This is a genomic window from Photobacterium lutimaris, assembly GCF_003025555.1.
Lineage (GTDB): Bacteria > Pseudomonadota > Gammaproteobacteria > Enterobacterales > Vibrionaceae > Photobacterium > Photobacterium lutimaris.
This window is the reverse complement of sequence record NZ_PYMH01000004.1, coordinates 257,070-282,352: the sequence shown is the minus strand read 5'-3', so window position 1 is coordinate 282,352 and position 25,283 is coordinate 257,070. Positions and strand designations below refer to the sequence as shown.

Sequence of the window (25,283 nt, the reverse complement as noted above, 5' to 3'; positions counted from 1 at the left end):
GACAATGATGAACCTTGCAGAATTTGCAATTCGACAACGCACATTTATCGTATTCTTTAGTGTGTTGTGTGTCATTGCCGGTATCACTTCCTATTTCAAGCTGGGTAAGCTTGAAGACCCTACATTCACGGTCAAAAGCGCCGTTGTTGTCACTCTTTATCCCGGTGCATCCGCGCAGGAGGTTGAACAACAAGTCACAGATAAGGTCGAAACCAAGCTTCAAGAAATGGAAAGCCTTTGGAAGCTTCGCTCCTTGTCCCGCCCAGGAAGCTCGATGATTTTTGTTGATCTTCAGGAGGCAACCAACTCCAAAGATCTCCCGCAGCAATGGGACTTACTTCGCCGTAAGGTGAATGATGTAAAACTCAGCTTACCGCCCACAGCCCAAATCAGTATCGTGCAAGATGAGTTCTCCGAAGTTTACGGCATGCTGTTTGCGATAACCGGCGAGGGAGTCGAGCCCAGTGAGCTTCGTCTGTATGCAAAAGAGCTTCAACGTCGCCTGAAAGCGGTTGATGGCATTAAGAAGATTGAGCTGCACGGTGTCCGTAACCAAGTGGTGAATATCGACTTACCTGATGAGCGCCTGGCCGATTATGGTCTCTCTTCCGCGCAAGTGATCAACCAACTTGCTAGCCAGAACATGATTTACGATGCCGGCAAATTCAAAGCCGGGATCGAGCGTATTCGTATTGACCAAGGCAGTGAATTTACCAATCTGGATGATATTAGAAACTTGATGCTCAAAGGCGGTTTAGGCGATTTGGGAACCGGTTTGATCCGCCTTGGTGATATTGCAACTGTTTCAATGGGCTACCAAACTCCGGCGTTATCAGAAAGCCGCTTTAATGGCATTGATGCCATCACACTGGCAGTCAGCCCGAACTCCGGCATTAATGTGGTATCACTCGGTGATCAGCTCAATCAGGTTATCGATGAATTCCAGCAAACCCTGCCAATCGGCATTGAGATAAACACCGTCGCCTTCCAACCGGAAGAAGTACAGAAATCGATCAATAACTTCGTATCCAACCTTATCGAAAGTGTACTGATCGTGGTGGCAATCTTATGGCTGTTTATGGGACTGAAAAGTGCCGTCATCGTTGGCAGCAGTTTAATGCTGACTATCCTGCTGACCCTGATCTACATGAAAATAGACGCCATCGATCTTCAACGGGTTTCGTTAGGTACCTTTATTCTTGCACTGGGTATGCTAGTTGATAATGCTATTGTCGTGACCGACATGATCATCGCCAAGATGAACAAAGGCATGGATCGCCTTAAAGCGGCCAAACAAACCGTCCAGGAAACCGCCGTTCCGTTACTTGCCGCCACATTTATCGCAGTGATGGGCGCAAGTCCCGTGATGTTTTCCACAACCGACTCGGCTGAGTTTGCCAGTTCGGTATTCTGGGTTATGTGTGCATCGCTGTTGCTATCTTGGCTCATCGCAATGACGATAACCCCCTTGATGTGCTGGGCGTGGATCAAACCGAAAGAAGGGCTAGCCCAGCAAGATAAAGAGCTGCAGCAAAATACTAAGCCTTCGCTGTACCGAAAAGCGGTTCACTACACGGTGCGCCACCCACTTAAAGGGCTAAGCCTATTGGTGCCACTACTCGGTATCACTGCCTTTGTTGTGCCCCATATCGCGGTCAATTTCATGCCGACCTCTGACCGCCCTATCGTGTTCCTCGATTACTGGCTGCCTAACGGCGCACAGATCGAACAGACATCTGCAGATATGGAGCGAATTGAAGATTGGCTACGCGATCAACCAGAAGTGAAAGACTTTACCACCTTTGTCGGTGCCAGTGCGCCAAGATTCTCTGTCACTGTCGAGCCAGAGCCGTACGATTCGAGCTATGGCCAAATCCTGATCAATACCCATGATTATGACAGCATTGCGACGCTAGAACGCCGTGGCGATCAATGGTTGAACCAGCAGTTTCCGCATGCTGAACCTCGCTTCCGAGCACTCAAACTTGCCACCAAGGACAAATTCAGCATAGAAGCTAGGTTTATCGGTCCTGATCCTGACGTACTGCATGCTCTTTCACAACAAGCCCAAGCCATTATGCAGGCCCACCCGAATACCAAGTATGTACGTGACGATTGGCGTCAAAAAAGCAAAGTGATTGTGCCGCAACTTAATCAAGAGCAAGCACGTCGTGCAGGGATCAATCGCACTGATGTTGCCCTGGCTATCCAGCGTGCTACTGAGGGGGTAACGTTAGCTCAGCTACACCAGGGTGATGAACTGATCCCGATCAAGATACGTAGCGCAGATGCTGACATCAACTCGCTAGAAACACTGCCGGTACGCTCGCTGATGGGCATGCATTCTGTCCCGCTAGGACAAGTGGTCGACACCTTCGAACTCAAGGATGAAGAAAGCATGATTTGGCGTCGAAACCGTGTTCCGGCGATCACCGTACAGGCCGCTGTTGACGGGATGACAACCTCGGGTGTACGTAAACAACTGGCGGCTGAGATTGAGGCTATCGAACTGCCGTATGGCTACCACTTTGAGTGGGGCGGTGAATATTACGATGAAGAGCGAGCGATTACCGATACCTTAAAACAGTTACCCAAAGCCCTACTTATCATGGTGATCATCCTCGTTGCGCTGTTCAACGGCTTTAAGCAACCCATCATCATTCTGACCACGGTGCCACTTGCTGCGACAGGTGCAAGCTGGTTCTTGGTAATGGCTGACAAGCCCTTCGGCTTTATGGCGTTGATAGGTGCGATAGCCCTATCGGGGATGATCATTAAAAACGGTATCGTCCTGATGGATCAAATCGAGCTGGAAAGAAAAAATGGCAAAGGCTTGGAAGAAGCGATTGAGGAGGCGACGTTAAACCGCACCATGGCTATTTCCATGGGCGCACTAACAACTGCCCTTGGCATGATCCCTCTGATGTCAGATCGGTTGTTCGACCAAATGGCAGCAACTATTATCGGTGGTTTGGCGGCAGCAACCGTGTTGTCTCTGTTTGTGATGCCAGCGCTATATCGCCTATTTTATCGAGCCGATTTAAAACAACACGCCAACGATGCCACGGTTACCAAGGAGCTGCCTAATGAAAATGCCTAAACTATCTGCATTAGCCGTCGCCCTGATATTAACCGGCTGTGCGTCTGCACCTGACTACAAGCAGCCGAGTAATGCGCTAACGGAAACCTTCTTGAATCAATCGGTTGAGGGGGTTCATTCAGGGCATAACCTAGAAGGTCAACTAACTAATGCTCATTGGTGGTCTCAGTTTGATGACCCGATGCTAAACCAATTGATTGAGGACGCCCAAAATCAGAGTATTCCTCTGAAAGTGGCTTCTGAGCGGATTAAATCGGCACAAGCTTTCAACCGGATTGTCGAGTCTTTCAAAGTACCAACCGTTAACTTGGGAGCAGGCTACACCTCGTATGGCATCAGTGACAATGACCCTTTGCTTGGTGCTGCAGTCTCATCCAATAACCCATTGGGCACTGCACTTATCGACAGTGATCAGAGTGCCTTTCATGCTGGAATGACCATAGCTTGGGAGCTGGATTTATTTGGCCGAATCGACAACCAGGCCAAGGCAGCCTCTATTCGTGCCGAGCAAGCAGAAATCATGCGACAGGGACTAACAACCTTGATCACCAGTGATGTGATCCACAACTACCTCCAATACCGGGGAGCGCAAGAACGCAAAGCAATCGCACTCGATCTGGTTAACGATCAGCAACAGACACTGGAATTGGTCGAAAAAGTCCATCGCAGCGGGTATGGGTCACAACTGGATGTTGCAAGGGCAAAGGCCATGCTTGCCGCGACAAAAGCGGTGATCCCCCAATTGGAAACGGCTGAAAATGCCCACCAACAGCGCTTGGCGATCCTACTGGGCGAGTCACCAAGTGCAATGCAGAGCAGACTCAATGCGATCTCACCATTACCTGCGTTTAACGGGGTGATACCTACGGGTCTCCCCTCAGATCTTCTGCAAAGAAGACCTGATCTGCAAATCGCAGAGCGGGAAATGGCGGCCCAGAACGCTGAATTAGCCGCTGCCGTCGCCAATCAATATCCGAAATTTTACCTAACGGGTTCGCCGGGTGTATTGGCGAACGATTTTGATGACTTGTTCAACAGTAACTCATCAACATGGTTAGCCAGTATTGGCGTCAGTTGGAACATCTTCGACGGCGGCCGTACCGACGCCATGATCAAGCTTCAGGAATCACGCTTTGAAGCCAGCGCTCTGTCATACCAACATGCAGTGAACAGTGCTATTGGAGAAGTGGAAACTTTACTCAATGGCTATGGTAACAGCCAGCAGTATCAAGCCCTTATTTCCGAGGCAAAATCGGAAACAGACACTGCGGTTGGTAAAGCTATCTCGCTCTATAGAGCAGGCTTGATAGATTACCTCACCGTACTTGACGCCCAGCGGCAACAGCATGCGATGCGTGACCGAGAAGTCGCCGCTCGCCTGCAAACCGCGAATATGGTCGTTGGCTTGAATAAAGCGCTTGGAGGTGATTGGGAAATGTAATTTTTGCCCAGCAGGTTAATTGCTCGACCACTCATAACAGGCCTGCTGGGCCTTTTTCTTCTACACGGTATATCCTTTTCGCATGATGCCCTCCCCCCCCCTTGCTTCAGCCCTATGAGCAGGGTAAGTCATTTCCTGCTTGATTGGTCTGATGAGTTGTTAAATAATGATTTGATAACAGAAAGATAGTCTCGCTTTTCATCCATATAGGGATATCAAGATGAAACTGCACCAAATAGATGGCTACATCCAATCGATATATCTGGTCGAATACCGCTATGGCCTGCTGTTACTTGATGGTTGCTGCCGCGCTGACATCCCTATCCTGCTCAATTTCATTTCAGACAAGCTTAATCGACCAGTGAAAGATCTCAAGCTGGTCGTCGTCACCCACATGCACCCTGATCATGCCGGTGCCGCCCATCGACTACGTAAACTGACAGGGTGCTACATCGCTGCAGCCAATGTAAAAGGGCAATGGTATCAGGGCCTTGATGGCGCGCTCATGCACTGGACGGATTTGCTGCTCGCCAATTGGGTTGCTAGAAGAATGAAAAAAACACGCCAGAATTTATGGTATGACGCAAAGTTAAAACCCGATTACTTGTTGGATGACCAAGAACGTTTACCCGGCTTTCCCGAATGGCATGCCTTATCAACACAAGGGCATACTGACCGTGACTTATCGCTCTACCACCCAAACTCTGGTCAAGTTTATATCGCAGATTTGATGGTACGAGTGAAAGGACGCTATATTCCCCCCTTCCCCGTCTTTTACCCCAAGCGATATCGGCAATCAATCAATAAGATCATCGCGTTATCACCCAAAAGCTTATTGCTTGCTCACGGTGGCGAAATCGTCCCAACACCGGAAGATTACCAGTATCTGCTTGATAAATCGCCCACGACACCAACCACACATTGGCGCTCGGTAAAAACCAAGTTCAAGCGTGCATTTTCTGCAACATGAGTTACCGGCAATACCGATAAGATTAAGATACACTCGTTAAGCCAACGTGCACCACCGGAAAAACGATGACGATAAACACAAGTACTCACACAGCTCGACCTTGCTTGATGTCAGCCTGGTCGGAACATGCCCAGGCTCTTGGTCACTGGCTAAAAGCCAAAGCGAAGGATGAACCCTTGGCAGAAGATCTGCTTCAGGAAGTGTTTATCCGGGCAATGATCAAAGATCATGCGTTTTGCTACATTGAAAATCCCCGCGCTTGGCTATACCGTGTCGCAAACAATCTGCTTATCGACCACAGCCGAAAAAGGCATCCAGTCCAGTTAGAGCAAGATATCGAGCAGGAAAACGATTCCGAGGCAGTTATCGACACCCTCACCCAATGCCTCACCCGCGTCTTATCAGAGCTGCCAGAGCAAGATAGCCACGTATTGAGAGCTTGTGACATCCAAAAGATGCCACAACAAGAGTACGCAAACCAAAACGGCTTGACCCTCCCCGCCGTAAAATCCCGCCTATTACGTGCTCGTGGAAAACTCAGGCAACAACTGGTTTCCTCCTGCAAAGTGATGTTGGATGCGGACCAGCATGTGTGTTGTTTTACACCGAGAGAAGGGAGTTAGCGAAAGATTGATTCTTTCTAAGCCTAACTTTTATTCATGAGTCATTTTAGTTGCAAGCGCAAATCGATTCCACGCATTAATCATAATCACCTGCATCATCGCTTGTGCAAGCAACTCTTCTCCGAGTAACTCAAGGCATTGCTGATAAGTCATGTCAGAGACTCCAGCATTTGCGATCAGCGTCATTTCGTCCGTTAGTTTTAGCAGTGCTCTTTCAGTCTGATCAAACAACGGAGACTCTTCCCATGCAGAGAGAGCAAACAGTTTTTGCTGATCGATACCAATCTTCAATGCTTCGGCAGTATGCATTTGGATACAGTAAGCACACTTATTGACTATAGATGCTCGTATCTTCATGATTTCTTTTAACTCGCCAGACAATTCAACTTTAGATAGGTAGCCCTCAATAGATAGCATTGCAGTTAAAGCTGCCGGTTGGACTTGAGCAATATCTATACGTTTTGCCATTTTTGTATCCTCAATCTAATTAATGAACACCGCCTTATTGCGATGGGGGCATTGTGCATCATTCGATTGAGGAGCAGAATATATGACAAACCTGAATCAGTTTTGCATATAGTGCAAAGGTAGAGCATGTTAGAGTTAATTAAAGTATTTGAGCAAGTGGTGGAATCCGGAAGTTTCTCTCAAGCGGGCAAAGCACTCAATATGGCTCCCTCTTCCGTGGCGAGAAATGTGGATAGCCTTGAAAACAGACTCAAAACGACGCTTTTTAAACGCAGTACTCGGCAGCTGATCCTGACTGAAGAAGGTCAATATTTTCACCAAGAGTCCGCCAAGATCTTGCAAGATACCAATAAATTGTTAGCTGAAATGCGAGGGAATCATGGTATTCCTGAAGGTGTTTTGCGTATTTCTGTTTTCGAAAGCTTTGGTAATTTGTACCTCACATCATTAATTCCGGCGTTTCTTGAACTATATCCCAAGATACAAATTGAGCTAGAGCTGGACAACAATGTGGTTGATTTAAATAGTGAAAACATTGACATTGCTATCCGTATTGGCACACCGCAAGACAGCCGACTTAAAGCGCGTCACTTGCTCACCAATTACACGTCACTGGTTGCCACTCCGTCCTACATACAACAGCATAGCCCCATTAAAAAACCAGAAGATTTGCAACATCACAATTGTTTGCTAATCAGCCATGAACGCCAAAGAAACTATTGGTATTTCAGCAAGAAGCAAGTGAATAAAAAGGTATCGGTAACGGGAAATTTGATCTCGAAAGGCGGCTCCCCTTTGCTATATGCAGCATTGCAAGGAAGTGGCGTGCTCTTGTTATCAGATTGGATGTTGAATCCCTACCTCGAGAATCAACAGTTAGTTAAATTGTTACCTCATTGGACTGCGACACACAGTGAGCAAGGAAGTGGTGAGATTTTTGCTATATATAAAAGCACTCAGTACCCCAAGCCCCATATTCGAGTGTTTCTTGATTTCTTAGTGGAGAAACTGAAACTTATGGCGCTTGTTAACGCCCGATAGTGAGCCTTCACCAGATGCTGATATATTCATTCAATGGCTTCACCTATCTCGTTTTATCAAAATGGCTCAGGCTGTATTACGGCGGTTATGAATGGCAAAGCGGGCAACATCGGTAGCCCGTTTTTATTGACTGTAATTAGCCGATCACTTTCACCCGGCCAACATCACCACTTTCTAAACGCACTTTAATTCCGTGAGGGTGATTTGGCGATTTAGTTAAAAGATCTTTTACAATACCAGAGGTTAATGTTCCGCTACGCTGATCTTTTTTAAGAACAATTTTTACTGCTAACCCAGGGTGAATATCGGCTCGATTGGTTCCACTCATTCTCTCTTCCTTCGTGCTCAGAAAATTTCTGATTAAACGCTTATCATCGATAAGTGTTGTCTGCCAATGACAACCCAAGCCACTTTTAGGTGCTTGGGTATACCATCGGTTGCTTGTTTGGTTATGAATTTCTCAACCAAACATCAGCGTTGCCAAGACCTTTCTTCTTACGCTTTTTCTTACCCGTACCTTCCGGTTTTGCCATCGGCTTATTGGCCTCTAACATCTCTTGGGTAATGGTTTCATCAAGTTCAAACCCTTCCACCTGTTCACGTTCAAGGCGGATCTTATTCTTCTTCTCGATAACTTTGAAATGATGAAAATCTTCATAATCAATCAATGACAGAGCGAGACCAACTTCACCAGCACGGCCACTTCGGCCAATACGGTGCATGTAGTCTGATGGGCTTCTTGGTAGATCAAAGTTAATCACTACCGGCAACTTTTCGATATCTAAACCTCGGGCCGCGATATCCGTTGCAATCAACACATCAATCTCACCTGACTTAAATGCTTCCAGAATTCGGGTACGGTAGCCCTGCCCTTTATCACCGTGAAAAACTTCGGCTTCAATACCACGTTTATACAGTTTATCGGCTAGGTGCTCACAGCTGTTCTTGGCATTGACGAAAACAAGCGCTTGTCGCCATTGATGCTGCTTGATCAAATGCGCTAGTACCGCTGTTTTTTCGCCTTTATTGACGTTAAAAACACGCTGTACAACGGTGCTGGCATCATCACTTTGTAGCTGAATTTCAACAGGGTCATTAAGCAGTTCCTGTGTTAACGTTTGTACTTGCTCAGGAAATGTCGCTGAGAACAATAGCGTCTGCTTTTGTTTTGGTAATTGACCCAACAATTCAGATAGCTCTTCAGTAAAGCCAAGGCTCAGCATTCGATCAGCTTCATCAAGCACTAAGGTCTTGACCTTATCGAGCTTAATCGCATTACTTGACATTAAATCGAGTAATCGACCTGGCGTGGCAACCAAAATATCGGTGCCACCACGTAGTGCCAGCATTTGAGTATTCGCAGATACGCCACCAAAAACAGCCACTGTTTTAATAGCACCGTTAAAGTGCACAGCGTATGACTTAACACTGTCAGCAACCTGTTTAGCCAGTTCACGCGTTGGTACTAAGATAAGTCCAGTGACATAGTTACCTTGGCTACCCTTAGGGTTCTCTTTGTTTTTTTGCGTAAAGAGATCCTGCAACATTGGCAGTGCAAACGCCGCCGTTTTGCCCGACCCCGTATTTGCGCCTGCAATTAGGTCACGCCCAGCTAACACACTTGGGATAACTTGCGCTTGAATAGGTGTCGGCTGGTGATACTCCAGCTCTGTTAGTCGAGCTAACAAAGGTTGAATGAGGGCAAGTTCCGAAAAGCTGGCTGGCGTTTTGGCAGTAGTCATTGGGTAATAAAGGCTCTAGCAAAAATATTGGCGTGCATCTTAGCGTATTTAAGCCCTACGAAGTAGCAGAATGGACATTATAGTCGCGCAATGAAGTCCGTGTAAGTTTTATTGCATTAAAAACGCAATTGCATTTTTGAGTCTCGCAGAAATCAAAATTGATATCTAACTTAATATAAAGTGAATGTGTCGCAACTAATAACGCAGGAAATTCTTATGTTAAAGGCTCAACTTAAACGTGTCTCTTTGCTAACTGGTTTACTTGTTTCATCATCAGTCCTTGCAACAAACGGCGCTTATAACACTGACATTCCATCCGGCATTATGACGCCAGATAAAGTGGAAACCAGCATTGGTACACTGAGCTTCAAAGATGGAGTGCCCAGTGAGGACACCATGAATCTCCTCTACAACAACCTTGACACCATGCGCGCTACAGAGGTGTTTTTGAATGCGATTCCGATGGCATCGCTAGAAGCACTAAGGATTGGCCATGAGAAGATGGGAATAACTCAATCGAATCAAGTCATGCTCTTTGATAACTTGATGGACTCTAACCCGCTGTTCCTCACTGGCAATACTGATACGGTTTACGCGTCTGCCTTTTTGGATCTTGAGCGAGATGGCCCAACGGTAGTCGAAATTCCACCGGGCATGGGGCCAACAACGGTTAACGATGCCTTCTTTCGCTTTGTAACCGATATGGGGGTGGTGGGGCCTGACAAGGGTGAAGGTGGTACATACTTGATCCTTCCTCCGCATTACGACGGCGAAGTACCTGAGGGCTATCATGTCTCGTCATCAACCAGCTACGTGAATTGGTTCATCGCCCGTGGTTTTTTGAAAGATGGCAAAACGGATGCTGCAGTGAACGCATACCACTCTGGATTGAAAATTTATCCGTTATCAAAGAAAGATGATCAACCCAAAATGACATTTATCTCAGGCAGCGGAAAATCGTTCAATACCATTCATGCCAACAATGAGCATTTCTACGATGAAATTAAAATGGTTATCGATAAGGAACCGATTGAGTTTATCGATCCAGAATTACGGGGCTTGATAGCAACCATGGGTATCCAAAAAGATAAGCCATTCGCACCGGATGAACGAATGCAAAAAATCCTTAAGGACGGTGCAGCGCTAGGCAATGCCACTGCTCGAGCGTTAATGTTCAATCCTCGTACCGAAAACGCGTATATCTGGGACGACCGCCAGTGGAAAACAGCGTTTATCGGTAACGATTACCAATGGTTGATTAATGAAGGCAATGGAGGACGCAACCTTGATGCTAGAACTTACTTCTTCTATATGGCCACAGTAAATACACCGGCAATGGCATTGAAGATGATTGGTAAAGGCTCACAATACGCGATGATCGATAAAACCGAACAAGGGCAATTCTTCGATGGCGGGAAGAACTACATGTTGACCATCCCTGCAAATGTACCTGCCAAAGATTTTTGGTCCATGGTTATTTACGACACGCAAACCCGTTCACAATTGCAAACCAGCCAGCCGTTCCCAAGCAAGAACGACAAGCGTGACGAAATGATTGAAAACCCAGATGGTTCCGTTGAGCTGTACTTCGGCCCTACGGCACCAAAAGATAAAGAAGCAAACTGGATTCAAACCGTACCAGAAAAAGGTTGGTTTGCCATCTTACGTATGTACGGTCCGCTTGAACCATGGTATGACGGCAGCTGGAAGCCGAGTGATATGACAGAGGTCAAGTAAGCACAATAAGCCAGCCTTGTAGGACGCTACAGGGCTGGCTTTTTCCGCACCTGTTAAATCACCTCAAGAGGTAGAGCAGATCTAGGATTGAGGCGCTATTCCCTTTGATATTGGTTTATCACATTCTCTATCGTCATTATTCCAAACATGATCTTTCTGACAAAGGATTCGGAACTGCCAACAAAGTAAAAATTGGGGTGCTGGGACCAAATTTTTTGTAAGGCAATATCGAGTTGAGCGGCTTGTTCTGAGGATTCATTTCTCACCGGATTATTGCTACTGATATCACGCCCTTTGGCCCCCGCTGATTCAAAAAAGATAACAGCATCATAGCGGGCGATCTCCTCTTCGAAGGTCGAGTTAACCTCGTTGAAAAAATCACTTTCCGTCCCCGGCCAATAGGCTAAACCATCAAGTGACCCCCGATCGCACACGAGCAACCTATCTGGAAAATGTGCTTTATTGATATCTTCCAGATTTTTCTGCAACTGGAAAATCGTTTTCTGTATTGTTTTTATGACGGCTATGTCGTCTGAGCGCGTAACGCCGCCGGAAAAAAGTACGGTAGCAGCCTCCGGGACAACGGCGATTTGATCACCGAGCTCTCGACGAAAAAGATCCAAGGCGGTGGTTTTGCCCCCTCCTGGACCACCGGTGACGACCACTTTCAGCTTATTTCTCATCATTGGCTCTGGCTCGCTAGAGATTAATTAAAAGCTTAGTGAAAAAACCACGTACGGTGGTAAATAAGCCGATTTTTAGGGGCCCCCCCTTCTTCTCACTCACCTCTATTGTCAATTTCCTAACTTATTTCGAATCCTTTTCAGCCTTACTTCGTCTTTATATGCAGTGAGTCATTTTGATAAGGACAAAGTATGTTCCACGTTTTCACCGATATCGCCTCTTGGGTGGTTTACTCTGTACTTGGGTTATCCCCCGAAACCCAATTAGCAGGCGCTCTGCACTTCTTCATCGATGACACATTAAAGATATTCGCGTTATTGCTTGTGATGATTTACGGCATTGCTTTAATCCGCGCCTCGCTCAATGTCGAGCGGGTGAGAGACTATCTGGCAGGCAAACACCGAGCGTTAGGCTACTCGCTAGGTTCTCTGTTTGGTGCTATCACCCCATTCTGCTCGTGCTCCAGCATCCCGGTTTTCCTGGGATTCACTTCCGCCGGGATCCCGCTGGGGATCACCATGGCATTCCTCATCACTTCTCCCTTAATCAATGAGGTTGCAGTTCTGTTGCTGGTCAGCCTTCTCGGCTGGAAATTCACCCTGCTCTATATTGCACTTGGGATATCTGTCGGGATCCTAGGGGGGATCTTCCTTGATGCCATCAAGGCCGAACGCTGGCTTCAGCCTTTTGCCGCCAATGCCTTAATTCAAGGTAAGAAGCAACAAGGAAAGGCAATACAGGGAAAAGTACAGGTTAAGCAAGATGACAATCCCATCCCACAAGCCACTGCAGCTTCCCTGAGCTTGGCTGAACGGCATACTTTTGCCAAAGCAGAAGTCGCCACCATTTTCGGTCGGGTGTGGAAGTGGGTCATCATCGGTGTTGGCTTAGGTGCCGCCCTACACGGCTTTGTCCCCGAAGGTTGGATAGCGTCTTATTTGGGAGCCGGTCAATGGTGGTCTGTGCCTGCAGCCGTGTTACTTGGTATTCCTCTCTATTCCAATGCGACCGGGGTGATTCCCGTTATGGAAGGCCTGATCACCAATGGACTTCCCATCGGTACGGCTTTGGCTTTTTGCATGAGTACAGTTGCAGCCAGTTTCCCTGAATTCATCTTGCTTAAGCAAGTGATGCAATGGCGTTTGCTCGCCACATTATTTGCCGTTTTGTTGGTCGCATTTACCCTCGTTGGCTGGGTATTGAATGCCACCTTTCCTGTCATGTAACCCATTCAATCAAACTAAAGGATCAAACCATGAAAAACGTAAAAGTACTCGGCTCTGGTTGCAAGAACTGCAAAGTAACTGCCGAGCTCATTCAAGATATCTTTCAACAGCATGGCATTGCCTTCGAATTAGAAAAAATTGAAGATATGGCCGTCATCATGGCCTTCGGGGTAATGTCTACCCCTGCCGTTGTTATTGACGATGTTGTGGTACATAAAGGCAGCGTGCCGAAGCGAGAAAACATTGAAGGTTGGTTAACGCGATAACGCTCAGTTAAACAAACGTGTTCGAAAAGGTTAGTGATGATTTACCAGGAAGAAGCGCAGAGAAAGACAGCAAGGTCACTGTCTTGGATCACTAACCGTTGCGTCACTGACGTCGCTATACAGTGATCATCAAAACGTTTGCTTGCACTCCACTGATTTTCGTTACTACACTGAAAGTCATAAGCAAGCGGCTTCGTATAACCCCATAAATACGGTATGGGGTTTCTACCAGAATCCGTAAAATTCTGATTACGAAGAGTTAAGCACCTTTAGACACACAATCAATACGCCTACATCTGTAAAGCTTGTATAGAATTATAATAAGGGCTTGATATGAAAAATTTTATTAAAGGACTTCCAAAAGTAGAGCTGCACTTGCACATTGAAGGCACCCTAGAGCCTGAATTAATGTTCGAGTTAGCACAACGCAACAAAGTTGCCATTCCGTATTCTTCGCCTCAAGCAGTACGGGATGCCTATCAATTCCATAATTTGCAATCCTTTTTAGACATCTATTATCAAGGTGCCAACGTCCTTATCACCGAACAGGATTTTTTCGACCTAACCTGGGCCTACCTGCTTCGCTGCAAGGCAGATAATGTCATTCATACGGAAATCTTCTTTGACCCTCAAACCCATACCGAGCGTGGCATTGCCTTCAAAACGGTGATTGACGGTATTACACGGGCACTAGAGCAAGCTCGCACCCAACTTGATATCTCCAGCCAGGTGATAATGTGCTTCCTTCGCCACTTGGATGAAGACGCCGCTTTTGAAACCTTAGCGCAAGCAATGCCCTATAGAGACCGAATCGTCGCGGTAGGGCTAGACTCATCTGAGTTAGGTCACCCGCCCGAAAAATTTGCCCGGGTGTTCCAGGCTGCGAAAAAGGCAGGATTCCTCACTGTTGCCCATGCTGGCGAGGAAGGACCAGCACAAAATATACTCGATGCTATTGACCTACTCGGAGTCAGCCGAATTGATCATGGGGTACGCTGTGTAGAAAACGCAGAATTAGTCAAACAACTGGCCGAAAGTAGGATGCCACTGACCGTTTGCCCACTCTCCAATACCAAACTAAAAGTCTTTGAGCACATGGGACAGCACAACATTGTCGATCTGCTTGAGACGGGGTTGTGCGTGACTATCAACTCTGACGATCCCGCATACTTCGGCGGCTATATGACCGATAACTTTGTTGCGGTTGCCGATGCCCATCAACTAACTCAACAACAGATCGCCCAATTTAGCCTAAACGCTATCGAAGCGAGTTTCATCGAACAGGCACAAAAAGTGACGATGTCACGGAAGGTGCAACAATATATAAATAGCTTAGAGGGCTGATAGGATCTAACTGTCCAAACGTTGACCAAAAAACAGCCCGGCAATGACCGGGCTGTTGTGTTTAGGGCATGTTGACCTGATGGTTACTGTTACTCTGGATCTTTAGTATGGAACAGGGCCTGCCCTTTCTTGTCCGCATCCGACCAGAAATTAATATTGAACTGAGCGTCATCACTCATTTCAATGCGATGCCAATATTGAGGCGGACTCGTCGCAAATTGCCCGGCATTAATGACGACCTTAACCTCTGGCTCTGTCGCTTCACTGTCAGCAAAGCCAAAATAAGTGACCGTCCCTTCCATGACACACAGCTGACCAAATACCCCGGCAGCAGTATTATGGTGACTGAGCAATGCCGCTGGTACCGTTTCCTTGGTAAAGAAAGGCGTTGAACGCTGTACTGTCCAATGTGCAGGAATACGTTGATGGCTCATGATGACCTCCAATTCAATTCTGAATTTATTAATGGTTTAATTCTTTCAACAACGCAAATGCATTAGGCAAGTGCTGCTGAGTAACCACATAGCCAGTCAACTGCCCTTGTTCATTACGGGTCCGCACCGTGCTTCCCAGCTTATTCGCATCAATTTGCCAGCTTAGCTCTTCATTGCCACCAGCAAGCACGGTCTGCCCCGCAAGCTGAATAGGGAAGTCAGGGGTTTTAACTTTCACCATCATTGCCGGTAATACCAATGCTGTTGGTTGCCCCAGTATTGTTTTGGCAAGTGCATTAGCACTTAATAACGCCGGTTGCAGATACGCAAGCACCTTTCCGTTGATCTCTGCGCAATCCCCTAGCGCATACACATCAGCCGCAGAAGTTGCTAGCTGGTCATTAACGACAATCCCTTTTCCAACCCGAATACCCGCGTTTACTGCCAGTTGGGTATTAGGTTTCAAACCTGCCGCTGAGACTACCGCATCAACCTCTATGCGCTGGCCAGAAGCCAGCTCGACATCAATAGCACCATGTGGCAGTTTCGCCAGTTGGTCGACCTTGTCAGAGAGGTAGAAATTGGCTTTTTGTAAGGCCATTACCCGTTCAAGTTTTAACGCAATGTACTCCGGTAGCTGATTAGCCATCAACGTCTGGCAAGGGTCAATCACCGACACGGTTTTACCGCTGCTAGCAAAGTCCATCGCCAGCTCAGTACCAATCAAGCCACCTCCGATCACCGCAATATGTTTGGCTTGCTGCAATATATTTTGGGCATCGGTATATTCAGATAGGCTATTGAGTGTCAGTACTCTGTCTACACCATCCCCCCTCATAGGGGGAATAAACGCACTGGCTCCTGTTGCTAGAACCAGCTTTCCATATGCGTATTGCTGTCCATCTACCACTATGCGCTTTTGCGCGGTATTAATGGCTTCAACATGGCAGTAGGCATGCAGATCCACTTGGTATTCCGCCGTAAAATCGGTGCTGTTCATACGGATCAGATCACTTGCCGTCTGCTTTTTCGAACAGGCATGACTGAGATCCGGCTTGTTATAATCATGCCCTGCGTCTGACGTAAATACATGGATAGGAATCGTCTTATCCTGACGGCGGATAGCTTTTACCAATTGGTATGCAGCAAATCCGCTACCAATAATCACAAGTGGCTGTGCCATCATCTACGCCCCTTTCACTGGTTCAAATACATCTTTACCAAGCCCGCACTCAGGACATAAAAAGCTCTCTGGTACATCAGACCAACACGTACCGACCTCGATCCCTTGGTTCGCTTCGCCGATGGCTGGGTCGTATACCCAGTTACACACCGTACACACCATTCTTTGGCTATCGTTTAGCGGTTGAGCCTCACGGATTACGACTGACTCTACCGTCGCTGGCCTTGTACTGTCGGACTCTGACATCTCAACGGGGGCAGGAGTGTCTGTTGCGGGCAAGGTCTTCAGTGCCCATTGCTTCGCAATCATACGACCATGCTCACGACATTCACGCATCGCTTTGCCGTCTGGCTTCCATTTGGTTTTGAGACCTAATGTTGTTTCAAAGCCGGCATCGGTCAGGCGTGAGTGAATTCGGTCAACCGCACCGCCATTCCAGCCATAGCTGCCAAAGGCCCCCGCTTTTTTGTTTTTAAAGCGAAGCCCTGTGATTTCTTCCAGCATGCCTGCGACTTTTGGCATCATTACGTTATTCATCGTTGATGAGCCAACCAGCACCCCTTTTGAACGGAACACGTTGGCTAAAATTTCATTTTTGTCCTGACGGGAAACGTTAAAGACTTTCACCGCTACGCCCGGATCAACATCGTGAATCCCTTGTGCAATCGCATCAGCCATCATTCGCGTATTGTTCGACATAGTGTCGTAAAAAATAGTGATGCGATCTTCCTGATAGTTATCCGCCCACTCCAGGTATTGGTGGATAATTTGAGTGGGATTATCTCGCCAAACAATACCGTGTGAGGTCGCAATCATATCGACCGGTACATTGAAGCTCAGTACTTCATGAATTTTTGCCGTTACTAGGTTGCTAAACGGGGTAAGTATGTTGGAGTAATAACGCAGGCACTGCTCCATCAATTCATTTTGATCAACGTCATCATTGAACAGGCGCTCATCACAGTAATGCTGACCGAATGCATCGTTACTGAACAGCACCGCATCACCGGTCAGATAGGTCATCATACTATCTGGCCAATGCAGCATTGGCGCTTCAATAAAGATAAGTTGCTTACCATTACCAATATCCAATGTCTCGCCGGTCTTTACTATTTGGAAATTCCACTCTGGGTGATGATGGTGACCGACAATGGAATCAACGGCATTTTCGGTACAGTAGATCGGTGTATTAGGAATACGCGCCATCAAATCAGAAAGAGCACCGGAATGATCTTCTTCGGCATGGTTGATCACAATAAAATCGATTGATTCGAGATCAATTTCCATCTCTAGGTTTTGGATAAACTGCTGGCTGAAGCGATGGTCAACGGTATCAATCAGTACTGTTTTTTCTTCACGGATAAGATAGCTGTTATAACTTGTTCCTTTGGTCATTTTATATTCTGTACCGTGGAAGTCTTGAACTTCCCAGTCGCGTTGGCCTACCCAGTGAATGTTGTTTTTAACATGAATTGTCATCTTGATACCTTATCTTTTTATTGTGGGTGCTACATGCCACCCGAAATCTGATCAAGATATTGCACTGACCGTGCCAACTTTTCATCTAGTTGAAATATATGGACTTATGCTAAAGATCAAATAAAAACTGTCAATTTGACAATAAAACAACACTGTCATAAGCACAGTAAAGTGTCATAATGACACCCTCTAAATCAACCAAAAACATGATGATGAAAAATACGCCTAAAGAACTCACTCAACTCGCTTTGGATCTTACCCAGGGGATTTCCAGCCAAGACCGATTCGAACGCCTGCTCTCTGTCATCAAATCGCTTTTTGGTTGTGATTCGTCGGCCCTGCTTGCTTTTCGTGACCAGCATTTCTCCCCGCTTGCGATCAATGGACTATATGAAGATGTACTGGGGCGGCAATTTAATATCAACGAACATCCCCGTCTTGAAGCGATTGCCAGAGCTGGAGATATCGTCCGCTTCCCGCACGACAGTGATCTGCCCGATCCGTATGACGGGCTTATTCCCAGCCACCAAGGTAACCTCCATGTTCATGCCTGTATTGGCTTGCCTCTGATTGCCGATGAAACGTTGATCGGTGCCCTGACCATAGATGGGTTTAACCCCCACCAGTTCGACAGGTTTAGCGACGAAGAGCTACGCATTATCAGTGCCCTTGCTGCTGCGAGCTTACATACAGCCTTGCTGATGGAGCAGCTAGAAAGCCAAGCGGTAAACATGCCTGAGCCCCATGGGCAAGCCGCTATCCAAGCAAACAAATCAGCCCAGTCTGGAAAGGTTGAGATGATTGGTAAATCGAAAGTGATGGATGATCTGAGAAGCCACATTCAAGCCGTAGCCGCAACGGATCTATCGGTATTGGTCACAGGCGAAACTGGCGTCGGCAAGGAGCTCATAGCCGCCTCCATACATCAATCGTCCCATAGAAGCCAGCAAGCATTGGTCTACCTCAACTGCGCTGCGCTGCCAGAATCCGTCGCCGAGAGTGAGCTGTTCGGCCATGTGAAAGGGGCTTTTACTGGCGCAATCAGTGATCGTAAAGGTAAATTCGAAATGGCGGATGGCGGCACACTGTTTCTTGACGAAGTCGGTGAGTTACCCCTATCCCTGCAGGCGAAGCTGCTAAGGGTATTGCAATATGGCGATTTACAACGGGTCGGTGACGATAGTGTATTGAAAGTCAACACCCGCATTATCGCTGCGACGAACCGTCAACTTCATGAAGAAGTCAAAGAAGGTAAGTTTAGAGCCGATCTTTACCATCGTTTGAGTGTCTTTCCTATCATGGCCCCGCCACTAAGGGAGCGGGGCAACGATATCATTTTGCTGGCTGGTTTTTTTATTGAGCGCAGCAAAGGCAAGCTGGGAATCAAGTCAATGCGGCTGAGTAGTACGGCGGTGGCGCAACTCTCTGCTTATACGTGGCCGGGTAATGTCCGCGAGTTGGAGCATGCTATCAACCGTGCATCTGTTGTTGCCCGTGCTGAATCGATGAACTTAGCGTTCATCGAACTGCAACCGCACCACTTTGAGCTCATGAGTCCCCCCCAGGCACGATTTAAAGAGACCCTTTCGAAAGGAGCACTTCCAGAAGCCTCTCCTTCACATCATGAGAATGATAAAAGCCCAATATCAGTCGAAACCAATATTGGGCTTAAAGAAGCAATAAACCACTTTCAATACCAGTTTATTGACCATTGTTATCAACGAAACAATCAAAACTGGGCTGCAACAGCCAGAGAGCTGGGGCTAGACTCAGGTAACCTTCACCGCTTGGCAAAGCGACTAGGGCTGAAATAAGTTAACCACTACACAATGAAAGTGGATACCTTATCGTTCAAACTTGTCGCCTGCTGGCTTAGGCTCTCAGCTTGTTGACGAGCTTGGTGGGCATCATCGGTTAACTGATCACTGACATCTTTGATGATGGTAGTATTTTGAGTGATCTCATCCGTCACGTGGGTCTGCTCTTCCGCCGCTGTTGCAATTTGGGTCGCCATATCACTGATCATCGCAACTGAGGTGTTGATTTGCTCTAACGCCACAGTCGCTTCATCGGCGTCGTTCACCGTACATTGGGCCAGCTTAGAGCTAGTTTGCATCAACTCTACAGCTTTGGTGGTGATCTGCTGCAAGGTAGCGATCATGCTTTGGATTTCTTCTGTAGAGGTATGGGTGCGCTGAGACAATACACGTACTTCATCGGCCACAACCGCGAACCCTCGGCCTTGCTCACCGGCACGGGCCGCTTCAATTGCAGCATTCAACGCCAGTAGATTTGTCTGCTCAGCAATCCCCTGAATGGTAGACAAAATGCTGTTAATCCCTTGGGCATGCTCATTCAACTGGCCAATTACCGACGATGCTTCAGTGACCTCATTAGCGAGATTAGAAATCGAATGACGACTTTGGATAACCAGTTCACGCCCGCTGTTAGTATGAGAGGTTGAATCTTGTGCCGCTCGTGCGGTTTGCTCAGCATGAGATGCAATCTCTTGTGTCGCTGAGGCCATCTCCGTAACGGCCGTAGCAACCATGGTGATCTCGTCTTGCTGACGCTGTAACTCAGATGCTTGTTTATCGGCAAGAAACTCGCTTTGTGATGCGCTTTCTCCCAGTTCTGCACCCTGTTTACGAACATGGCCAATAAGCATCTGAAGGCTAGCAACAAATTGGTTGAAGCTTCTTGCCAGTTCACCGACCTCATCTTCAGTATCGATATTAATTCGCTGGGTCAGATCGCCGCCACCTTGCGCAATCACCTCCAACGCTGAAGAGACTTGCTGTAATGGCTTGAACAAATACATACACAGTAAGTTAAACAAGAAGGCACAGACGACAACCACGAGTAAAGTCATGAACAATTGTTCATATAAGGTACTGTATAGCGGCTCCAATACTGATTGAGCATCAATGACAATGACGGATTGAAGCGACTTACCTGCAATAGGGGCAACATATAAGTAACTGTCAGTCCCATTGACCACGACGCGCTCAACATGGCGACCATTTGCCAAACGAGACAGCAACTGGCTAGTTAAATCACTATCTTTGAAGTTGGTCGGTTTACTCAGCAGTGAAATATCCGCATGAGCAAAAATAGTACCTTGCTTATCGGCAAGAAACATATAACCCGACCCCGGCAATACAACATTATTGAGCTGCTTAATAATATTTAGTATTTCTACATCCGCACCCAATACTGCTTGGTTACCTAGGACATTAACCGCCTTACCCATAGACACCACGCTCGCCCCTGTCGCGGCAGCAACTGTTGGGTTTTCAATCGTTACCTTGCCATTTTGTCCAATGGCATTTTGATACCAGTGCCATTGGCGAGGATCATTATTGCCTAGTGGTAATAACACCTGGTTGGCATTAACTTGAGTACCGTCGGAAAAGGCCAAAAAGACATTGTCGAACCCTGCAGAGTATTTAACTTGCTGTAGGTGAGTTGGGATATCTTTTGCCTCGATATCTTGCGGAAACGCCGAGAGCGCCATAGCTTTCGAATCTATCCAATCAGTAACATAGTCATTATAGGCCGAAGCAACACCACGTAGACGGGTATTAAGATCTTCATCCAAACGGTTAAGTGAAGAGACAAAGGAGAGAACAGTGACCAAAGTGCCACCAAGGATTATGGCAATACTTGCGGATACCGCAAGCTTCTGCCGCAAAGATAAACGTAGCATCATTTCCCTTTTATTATTAACTACCATGCATTATTTAATTCACGCTTCGAATTATTGCATTTTTACCTTGCTGAGAGTATCACTTAATAGCATTTTTTAACGGCAACATTCAAAGCTGTAGCGTATTTTGATCTCTGTCATGTGTCATAGTTGATAGTAAATGAGTACAAAGTATTCCTTAATGGAACCAACCTCACACCTTGAATACCCATAAAAAAAGGCCCCTTTCGGGACCTTTTGCAATAAGCATTCTAAATTCACTCTCTTGCATATCCATTATTATAATGGCGAACGTCGGGCACAATATTATGCTTATTAAGCAATCGGTACATGGTCGCTCTTGAAACACCAAGATCTTTTGCTGCCGAAGCCACTTGTCCTCGATGGGTCTCTAGCACTGCCACCAACACATCTTTTTCGGCTTCGTCTTTGATATTGCGCAGGCTTTGTTTGAGGTTGGATTTGCTTGGTAAGTCAAAGTGTTCAGCTTTCACTTCATTTCCCTCAGCAAGCAAAGCCGCACGTTTCACCTGATTAATGAGCTCACGTACATTGCCTGGCCAGCTGTAACGCAAAAGTAGTTGCTTAGAATCTTCAGAGAACGATGAAGCCATCGTACTGTATTCTCTTGCGAATTTGGTCAAAAAGGTTTCGGCAAGTAAGAAGATATCAGAACCGCGCTCACGCAATGTTGGGACTTTAATATGGAACACATTCAGACGATAAAAGAGTTCTTTGCTAAATTGTCCATTGGTCACTGCAGCTTCTAAATCGGCACTGGTGGAGGCGATGATACGTACATCCCCCGACGCTTCCCCTTCTAAGCTGTCGCAGCTAGGCGCCTGCAGATACGTTAAAAGGGACTCTTGTAGCTCTTTGGACAATTCGTCAACATTATCCAACATCAGTGTTCCATTAAATGGGGTACCGTCTTCTTGTCGATAACTACCATCAAGGAGTGCCATGTTATCGTCATCCTGACTCAAGGCCGCACAGTTTAACGCAATAAAAGGAGTGTTCTTTCGCTTGGAGAGGTTATGGATAGACTTGGCAATCAGCTCTTTGCCCGTTCCGTTCTCCCCCGTGAGGAAAACGTTCACTTCGGTCATTGCAACACGACGTACCATATCACGTAGCTGTTTGATGGATTTAGATTCACCATACAAGCCCATGTCATGCTGGGTAGTGATCTCTACCCATGAGCTTGACTCAATCTCAAGCATACCCAGCTGGTGTCCAATCGTGCTCAGCAGATGGCTACTTGGAATTGGTACTGTAAAGTAGTCAACACAGAAGTTATTTATAAACTGGCAGATAGCATCTGTTTTCAGCTGTTCCTTCTTGATGATTGCTATCCATTTAACTTGCTTGGTTTTATTTGCCCTCAATGAAATGCTGTTTAAGCTAAAATCATTATTACTTAAATCAACAACACATATACACGGGCTGTATTCTTCCAAAATTGAATCAACCGTGCGTAGATCATAACAACAGTGGGTTTTCCATCCAGATTGTTCTAAAAGCGCAATCCAAGGTTCGTAGTTACATCCTAGAGCTACTAAACGACCATCTATTGATTTATTTTGACTTTGAGTCACCATCGAAGTCACCTTCTATCAACTTATATTTATTGTGTTTGTGATTAAAATATAGAAGATATTTTTGTGTTTTGATAAGTGTCAAATGTAAGATATTGCCGCCACCTAGTAGCATCCATTAGAAAATCACATTAATTGTTATAAATATCAGTAAGTTATTTACCAAAAAAAAACACAATTAAAATTGAACTTTTCCTTGATAGCAACAGTTTCACAAGGCATAAAAAAAAGCATTGTTAAGAAAACAATGCTTTTAAAGATAAAAAAGTACTAAACGTCAATTTTTTAATGCAAATGATTTAGTATCCATTATGTAAAATGGCATGCTCTAATCGGTTGTTGAATAAGTTATGCCGATTGAAGCCCTCAATATCAGCCTCAATATCCAGCACTGTTTCAACTTTAATTGCTGTATTATCGACAGAATTTTGAACAACAGTGCCAATGGCATCTTGCGTCGAACCTATGTTGAAAATATTATTTTCACCCACACTAATAACCTTTAGAGGGTCATCGAAATCATAAGTTCGAGTACTATCATGACTCGTCAGGATACCATTACTGATCGTGAAGTCAGCGACATGGGTATTCAATACTGTTTCACCATTAATTTCTGTCGTAACAGACAGACCAATATTAATAATATTATCGTTGACCGAGACAAAACCACCCCTTAATGAAGACATTTCTTCATTAGATAATGTGGTCAAACCCAAATCATCAATAGTAAGGAAACCAATAGATGCATGGGTAATAAGAGCCGAACCCCCTATTGCCGACGCAACAATTAACTTTGTTAACCTTTTCATACTAGCCTCTAATAATCATTACTACCAGGCAGAGTAATACTAAACGTTGATAGTGAGTCTCTTACAACAGCCTCTGACAAGGGAGATGAGTTATATATATTATAATTATCTGCGGTGATAAAACTACCCCGGCCCAACTCGACTCGATTTTTCACCAACAAAACTGTTCCCTTGTAGACTTGTTTAAAATCAGCAATAGGAATAAGTAAAGTTCCTCTAGATGGGTCGCCTAAAATTACATTTTTTTCATTCATTCCTTTGATCACAACAAAGTGCATATATCCATCAAAGTTAACGATAGTAATTGCCGGGATACGTAAATCATGGAATTTTTCTAGAGGTATATTATAGCCATTTGCTTCAAGACCAACAGATTCAAGGTAATTTTTCATATCTAACATTGAAAACCCTTGCTTCTCGATCTGATCTTTATCTCCATGCTCGAACATAAATTCGAAGATGGTATTTTCCTGTGATTCAATATCGTAATGATAGGTAAGCAGTGACGCTACAGCCGCAGACCCACAGCTAAAGTCATATTGCTGCCTAAAAACATCCCCAAATAATTGCTCTTGGTAACTTTTAACTTGCACATTATATCCCCCCCTACTGGGGAAATAGTCAAGTGCGTAAGAGCTTGCTGATGCTATTACGCTGATAAGCATGATAATTGACTTTTTCATACACAAACGCCTATCAAACAATACAATGAACGATACTTTTACCTAAACTAAAATAAAACAAGAAAGGGCCTTTCGGCCCTCGTATTTTTAGTATGAGCCACCACCACCCGGTAGGCTAGCTCCACCTGAGCCAACAAGCGCTGCATTTGTGCTTGTAGTTTGTTGTACCATTGAGTTGTTACCGACGTTCTGACCAGCAATATTGATACCAGAAGCCGCAGTATAGCCGTTATACATTGTGTTCGAATGATCAACAATCACATCAGTGCCTTTGCCTTGACAACATGCACCTCCGTAAGCCACGGTGTTACCCATTACAGCACCGTCAATCATCGATTCTGCCATCAACTCTTCCCACTCATGATGACCGTTTTCAATTACTGACCAATCATTTTTTGAGTTATCTTCTAGGTCAGCATAATAAGAATTACCCACGTTTTTCATGATTAACTTATCGTTGTCTTCGTTACCAACGTAGTCTTCTGTGTAGGTTTTTTCGATTGTTGCATCGGCATTCAACGTCAGTGTTTCGTTGAAGCTTCCTTCGATAGTGACATCATCGAAATCGTCATAGCCACCATAACCATAATCATTTGCCATCGCGAAAGGTGATGCGACTAGTGCTGCTAAAAGCATAATTTTATTTTTACGCATGATTTTACTCCAAATTTGTATTTTTAATAGTTTTACAAGTCCGTTTGGTCAAGACTAATCTCACATAATTATTTTATAAACCAGAAGCATTT

At 45.8% G+C, this 25,283-nt stretch carries 22 protein-coding genes and 1 riboswitch; of the genes, 10 read left to right on the top strand and 12 right to left on the bottom strand.

What is annotated here, in order from left to right:
• The first annotated feature begins 4 nt into the window (after positions 1-4).
• The 4 genes from C9I99_RS11685 to C9I99_RS11670 all read left to right on the top strand — a co-directional run bounded on the left by C9I99_RS11685 (position 5) and on the right by C9I99_RS11670 (position 6,134).
• Positions 5-3,100 carry an efflux RND transporter permease subunit gene (locus C9I99_RS11685; protein ID WP_107349059.1) on the top strand — a complete coding sequence of 1,032 codons (3,096 nt, stop codon included), beginning with the start codon at positions 5-7 and terminating at the stop codon, positions 3,098-3,100.
• Positions 3,087-4,541 (top strand): efflux transporter outer membrane subunit, encoded by a 1,455-nt coding sequence (locus C9I99_RS11680; RefSeq protein WP_107349058.1) that lies wholly within the window; start codon positions 3,087-3,089, stop codon positions 4,539-4,541. Before C9I99_RS11685 ends, C9I99_RS11680 begins: the two co-directional genes overlap by 14 nt.
• Positions 4,542-4,761: 220 nt before the next feature.
• Positions 4,762-5,511 (top strand): MBL fold metallo-hydrolase, encoded by a 750-nt coding sequence (locus tag C9I99_RS11675; RefSeq protein ID WP_107349057.1) that lies wholly within the window; start codon positions 4,762-4,764, stop codon positions 5,509-5,511.
• 65 nt (positions 5,512-5,576) lie between these two features.
• Positions 5,577-6,134 (top strand): sigma-70 family RNA polymerase sigma factor, encoded by a 558-nt coding sequence (locus C9I99_RS11670; protein ID WP_107349056.1) that lies wholly within the window; start codon positions 5,577-5,579, stop codon positions 6,132-6,134.
• 30 nt (positions 6,135-6,164) lie between these two features.
• On the opposite strand, the gene C9I99_RS11665 is transcribed toward C9I99_RS11670, so the two are convergent.
• Positions 6,165-6,602 (bottom strand): carboxymuconolactone decarboxylase family protein, encoded by a 438-nt coding sequence (locus C9I99_RS11665; RefSeq protein ID WP_107349055.1) that lies wholly within the window; start codon positions 6,600-6,602, stop codon positions 6,165-6,167.
• A 126-nt stretch (positions 6,603-6,728) separates the two neighbouring features.
• On the opposite strand from C9I99_RS11665, the gene C9I99_RS11660 reads away from it, so the two are divergent.
• Positions 6,729-7,643 carry a LysR family transcriptional regulator gene (locus C9I99_RS11660; protein WP_107349054.1) on the top strand — a complete coding sequence of 305 codons (915 nt, stop codon included), beginning with the start codon at positions 6,729-6,731 and terminating at the stop codon, positions 7,641-7,643.
• 136 nt (positions 7,644-7,779) lie between these two features.
• On the opposite strand, the gene C9I99_RS11655 is transcribed toward C9I99_RS11660, so the two are convergent.
• Both C9I99_RS11655 and C9I99_RS11650 read right to left on the bottom strand, forming a co-directional pair.
• Entirely contained in the window at positions 7,780-7,971 is a 192-nt protein-coding gene (locus C9I99_RS11655; RefSeq protein WP_107349053.1) for a YwbE family protein, read from the bottom strand.
• A gap of 121 nt (positions 7,972-8,092) precedes the next feature.
• Positions 8,093-9,385, bottom strand: a complete 1,293-nt coding sequence (locus tag C9I99_RS11650; RefSeq protein WP_107349052.1) for a DEAD/DEAH box helicase — start codon at positions 9,383-9,385, stop codon at positions 8,093-8,095.
• Between the two features lie 216 nt (positions 9,386-9,601).
• Here C9I99_RS11650 and C9I99_RS11645 point away from each other — a divergent pair, with 216 nt between their 5' ends.
• Positions 9,602-11,122 carry a DUF1254 domain-containing protein gene (locus tag C9I99_RS11645; protein WP_107349051.1) on the top strand — a complete coding sequence of 507 codons (1,521 nt, stop codon included), beginning with the start codon at positions 9,602-9,604 and terminating at the stop codon, positions 11,120-11,122.
• A 95-nt stretch (positions 11,123-11,217) separates the two neighbouring features.
• On the opposite strand, the gene C9I99_RS11640 is transcribed toward C9I99_RS11645, so the two are convergent.
• A complete protein-coding gene (locus C9I99_RS11640) occupies positions 11,218-11,808 on the bottom strand; it encodes an AAA family ATPase (protein ID WP_243734430.1) in 591 nt (196 codons plus the stop codon).
• A 189-nt stretch (positions 11,809-11,997) separates the two neighbouring features.
• Here C9I99_RS11640 and C9I99_RS11635 point away from each other — a divergent pair, with 189 nt between their 5' ends.
• The 3 genes from C9I99_RS11635 to C9I99_RS11625 all read left to right on the top strand — a co-directional run bounded on the left by C9I99_RS11635 (position 11,998) and on the right by C9I99_RS11625 (position 14,642).
• Positions 11,998-13,032: a permease gene (locus C9I99_RS11635; RefSeq protein ID WP_107349049.1), complete on the top strand. Its 1,035-nt coding sequence runs from the start codon at positions 11,998-12,000 to the stop codon at positions 13,030-13,032.
• Positions 13,033-13,061: 29 nt separating this feature from the next.
• A complete protein-coding gene (locus C9I99_RS11630; protein WP_107349048.1) occupies positions 13,062-13,298 on the top strand; it encodes a thioredoxin family protein in 237 nt (78 codons plus the stop codon).
• A gap of 173 nt (positions 13,299-13,471) precedes the next feature.
• A riboswitch (purine riboswitch) is annotated at positions 13,472-13,570 on the top strand.
• A 61-nt stretch (positions 13,571-13,631) separates the two neighbouring features.
• A complete protein-coding gene (locus C9I99_RS11625; RefSeq protein WP_107349047.1) occupies positions 13,632-14,642 on the top strand; it encodes an adenosine deaminase in 1,011 nt (336 codons plus the stop codon).
• Between the two features lie 89 nt (positions 14,643-14,731).
• Here the strand turns inward: C9I99_RS11625 and C9I99_RS11620 are convergent, their stop codons facing one another.
• Genes C9I99_RS11620 through norV form a run of 3 tightly spaced genes read right to left on the bottom strand, consistent with a single transcriptional unit; the run spans position 14,732 to position 17,738 of the window.
• Positions 14,732-15,076 carry a TehB family protein gene (locus tag C9I99_RS11620; protein ID WP_107349046.1) on the bottom strand — a complete coding sequence of 115 codons (345 nt, stop codon included), beginning with the start codon at positions 15,074-15,076 and terminating at the stop codon, positions 14,732-14,734.
• A gap of 28 nt (positions 15,077-15,104) precedes the next feature.
• Entirely contained in the window at positions 15,105-16,259 is a 1,155-nt protein-coding gene (gene norW / locus C9I99_RS11615; RefSeq protein WP_107349126.1) for an NADH:flavorubredoxin reductase NorW, read from the bottom strand.
• A gap of 3 nt (positions 16,260-16,262) precedes the next feature.
• Complete coding sequence (gene norV / locus C9I99_RS11610; protein WP_107349045.1) at positions 16,263-17,738, bottom strand: anaerobic nitric oxide reductase flavorubredoxin; 1,476 nt, start codon at positions 17,736-17,738, stop codon at positions 16,263-16,265.
• Between the two features lie 212 nt (positions 17,739-17,950).
• Here norV and norR point away from each other — a divergent pair, with 212 nt between their 5' ends.
• Positions 17,951-19,552: a nitric oxide reductase transcriptional regulator NorR gene (gene norR, locus C9I99_RS11605; protein ID WP_107349125.1), complete on the top strand. Its 1,602-nt coding sequence runs from the start codon at positions 17,951-17,953 to the stop codon at positions 19,550-19,552.
• A gap of 8 nt (positions 19,553-19,560) precedes the next feature.
• Here the strand turns inward: norR and C9I99_RS11600 are convergent, their stop codons facing one another.
• From C9I99_RS11600 to C9I99_RS11580, 5 genes are all read right to left on the bottom strand, one after another.
• Positions 19,561-21,450: a methyl-accepting chemotaxis protein gene (locus C9I99_RS11600; protein ID WP_208113380.1), complete on the bottom strand. Its 1,890-nt coding sequence runs from the start codon at positions 21,448-21,450 to the stop codon at positions 19,561-19,563.
• 254 nt (positions 21,451-21,704) lie between these two features.
• Positions 21,705-23,048, bottom strand: coding sequence for a sigma-54-dependent transcriptional regulator (locus C9I99_RS11595; protein ID WP_107349043.1), 1,344 nt, complete (start codon positions 23,046-23,048; stop codon positions 21,705-21,707).
• 296 nt (positions 23,049-23,344) lie between these two features.
• Positions 23,345-23,854, bottom strand: a complete 510-nt coding sequence (locus C9I99_RS11590) for a hypothetical protein (RefSeq protein WP_107349042.1) — start codon at positions 23,852-23,854, stop codon at positions 23,345-23,347.
• An 8-nt stretch (positions 23,855-23,862) separates the two neighbouring features.
• Positions 23,863-24,537, bottom strand: coding sequence for a C39 family peptidase (locus C9I99_RS11585; RefSeq protein ID WP_107349041.1), 675 nt, complete (start codon positions 24,535-24,537; stop codon positions 23,863-23,865).
• An 87-nt stretch (positions 24,538-24,624) separates the two neighbouring features.
• Positions 24,625-25,191 carry a hypothetical protein gene (locus C9I99_RS11580; RefSeq protein WP_107349040.1) on the bottom strand — a complete coding sequence of 189 codons (567 nt, stop codon included), beginning with the start codon at positions 25,189-25,191 and terminating at the stop codon, positions 24,625-24,627.
• Positions 25,192-25,283: the final 92 nt, after the last annotated feature.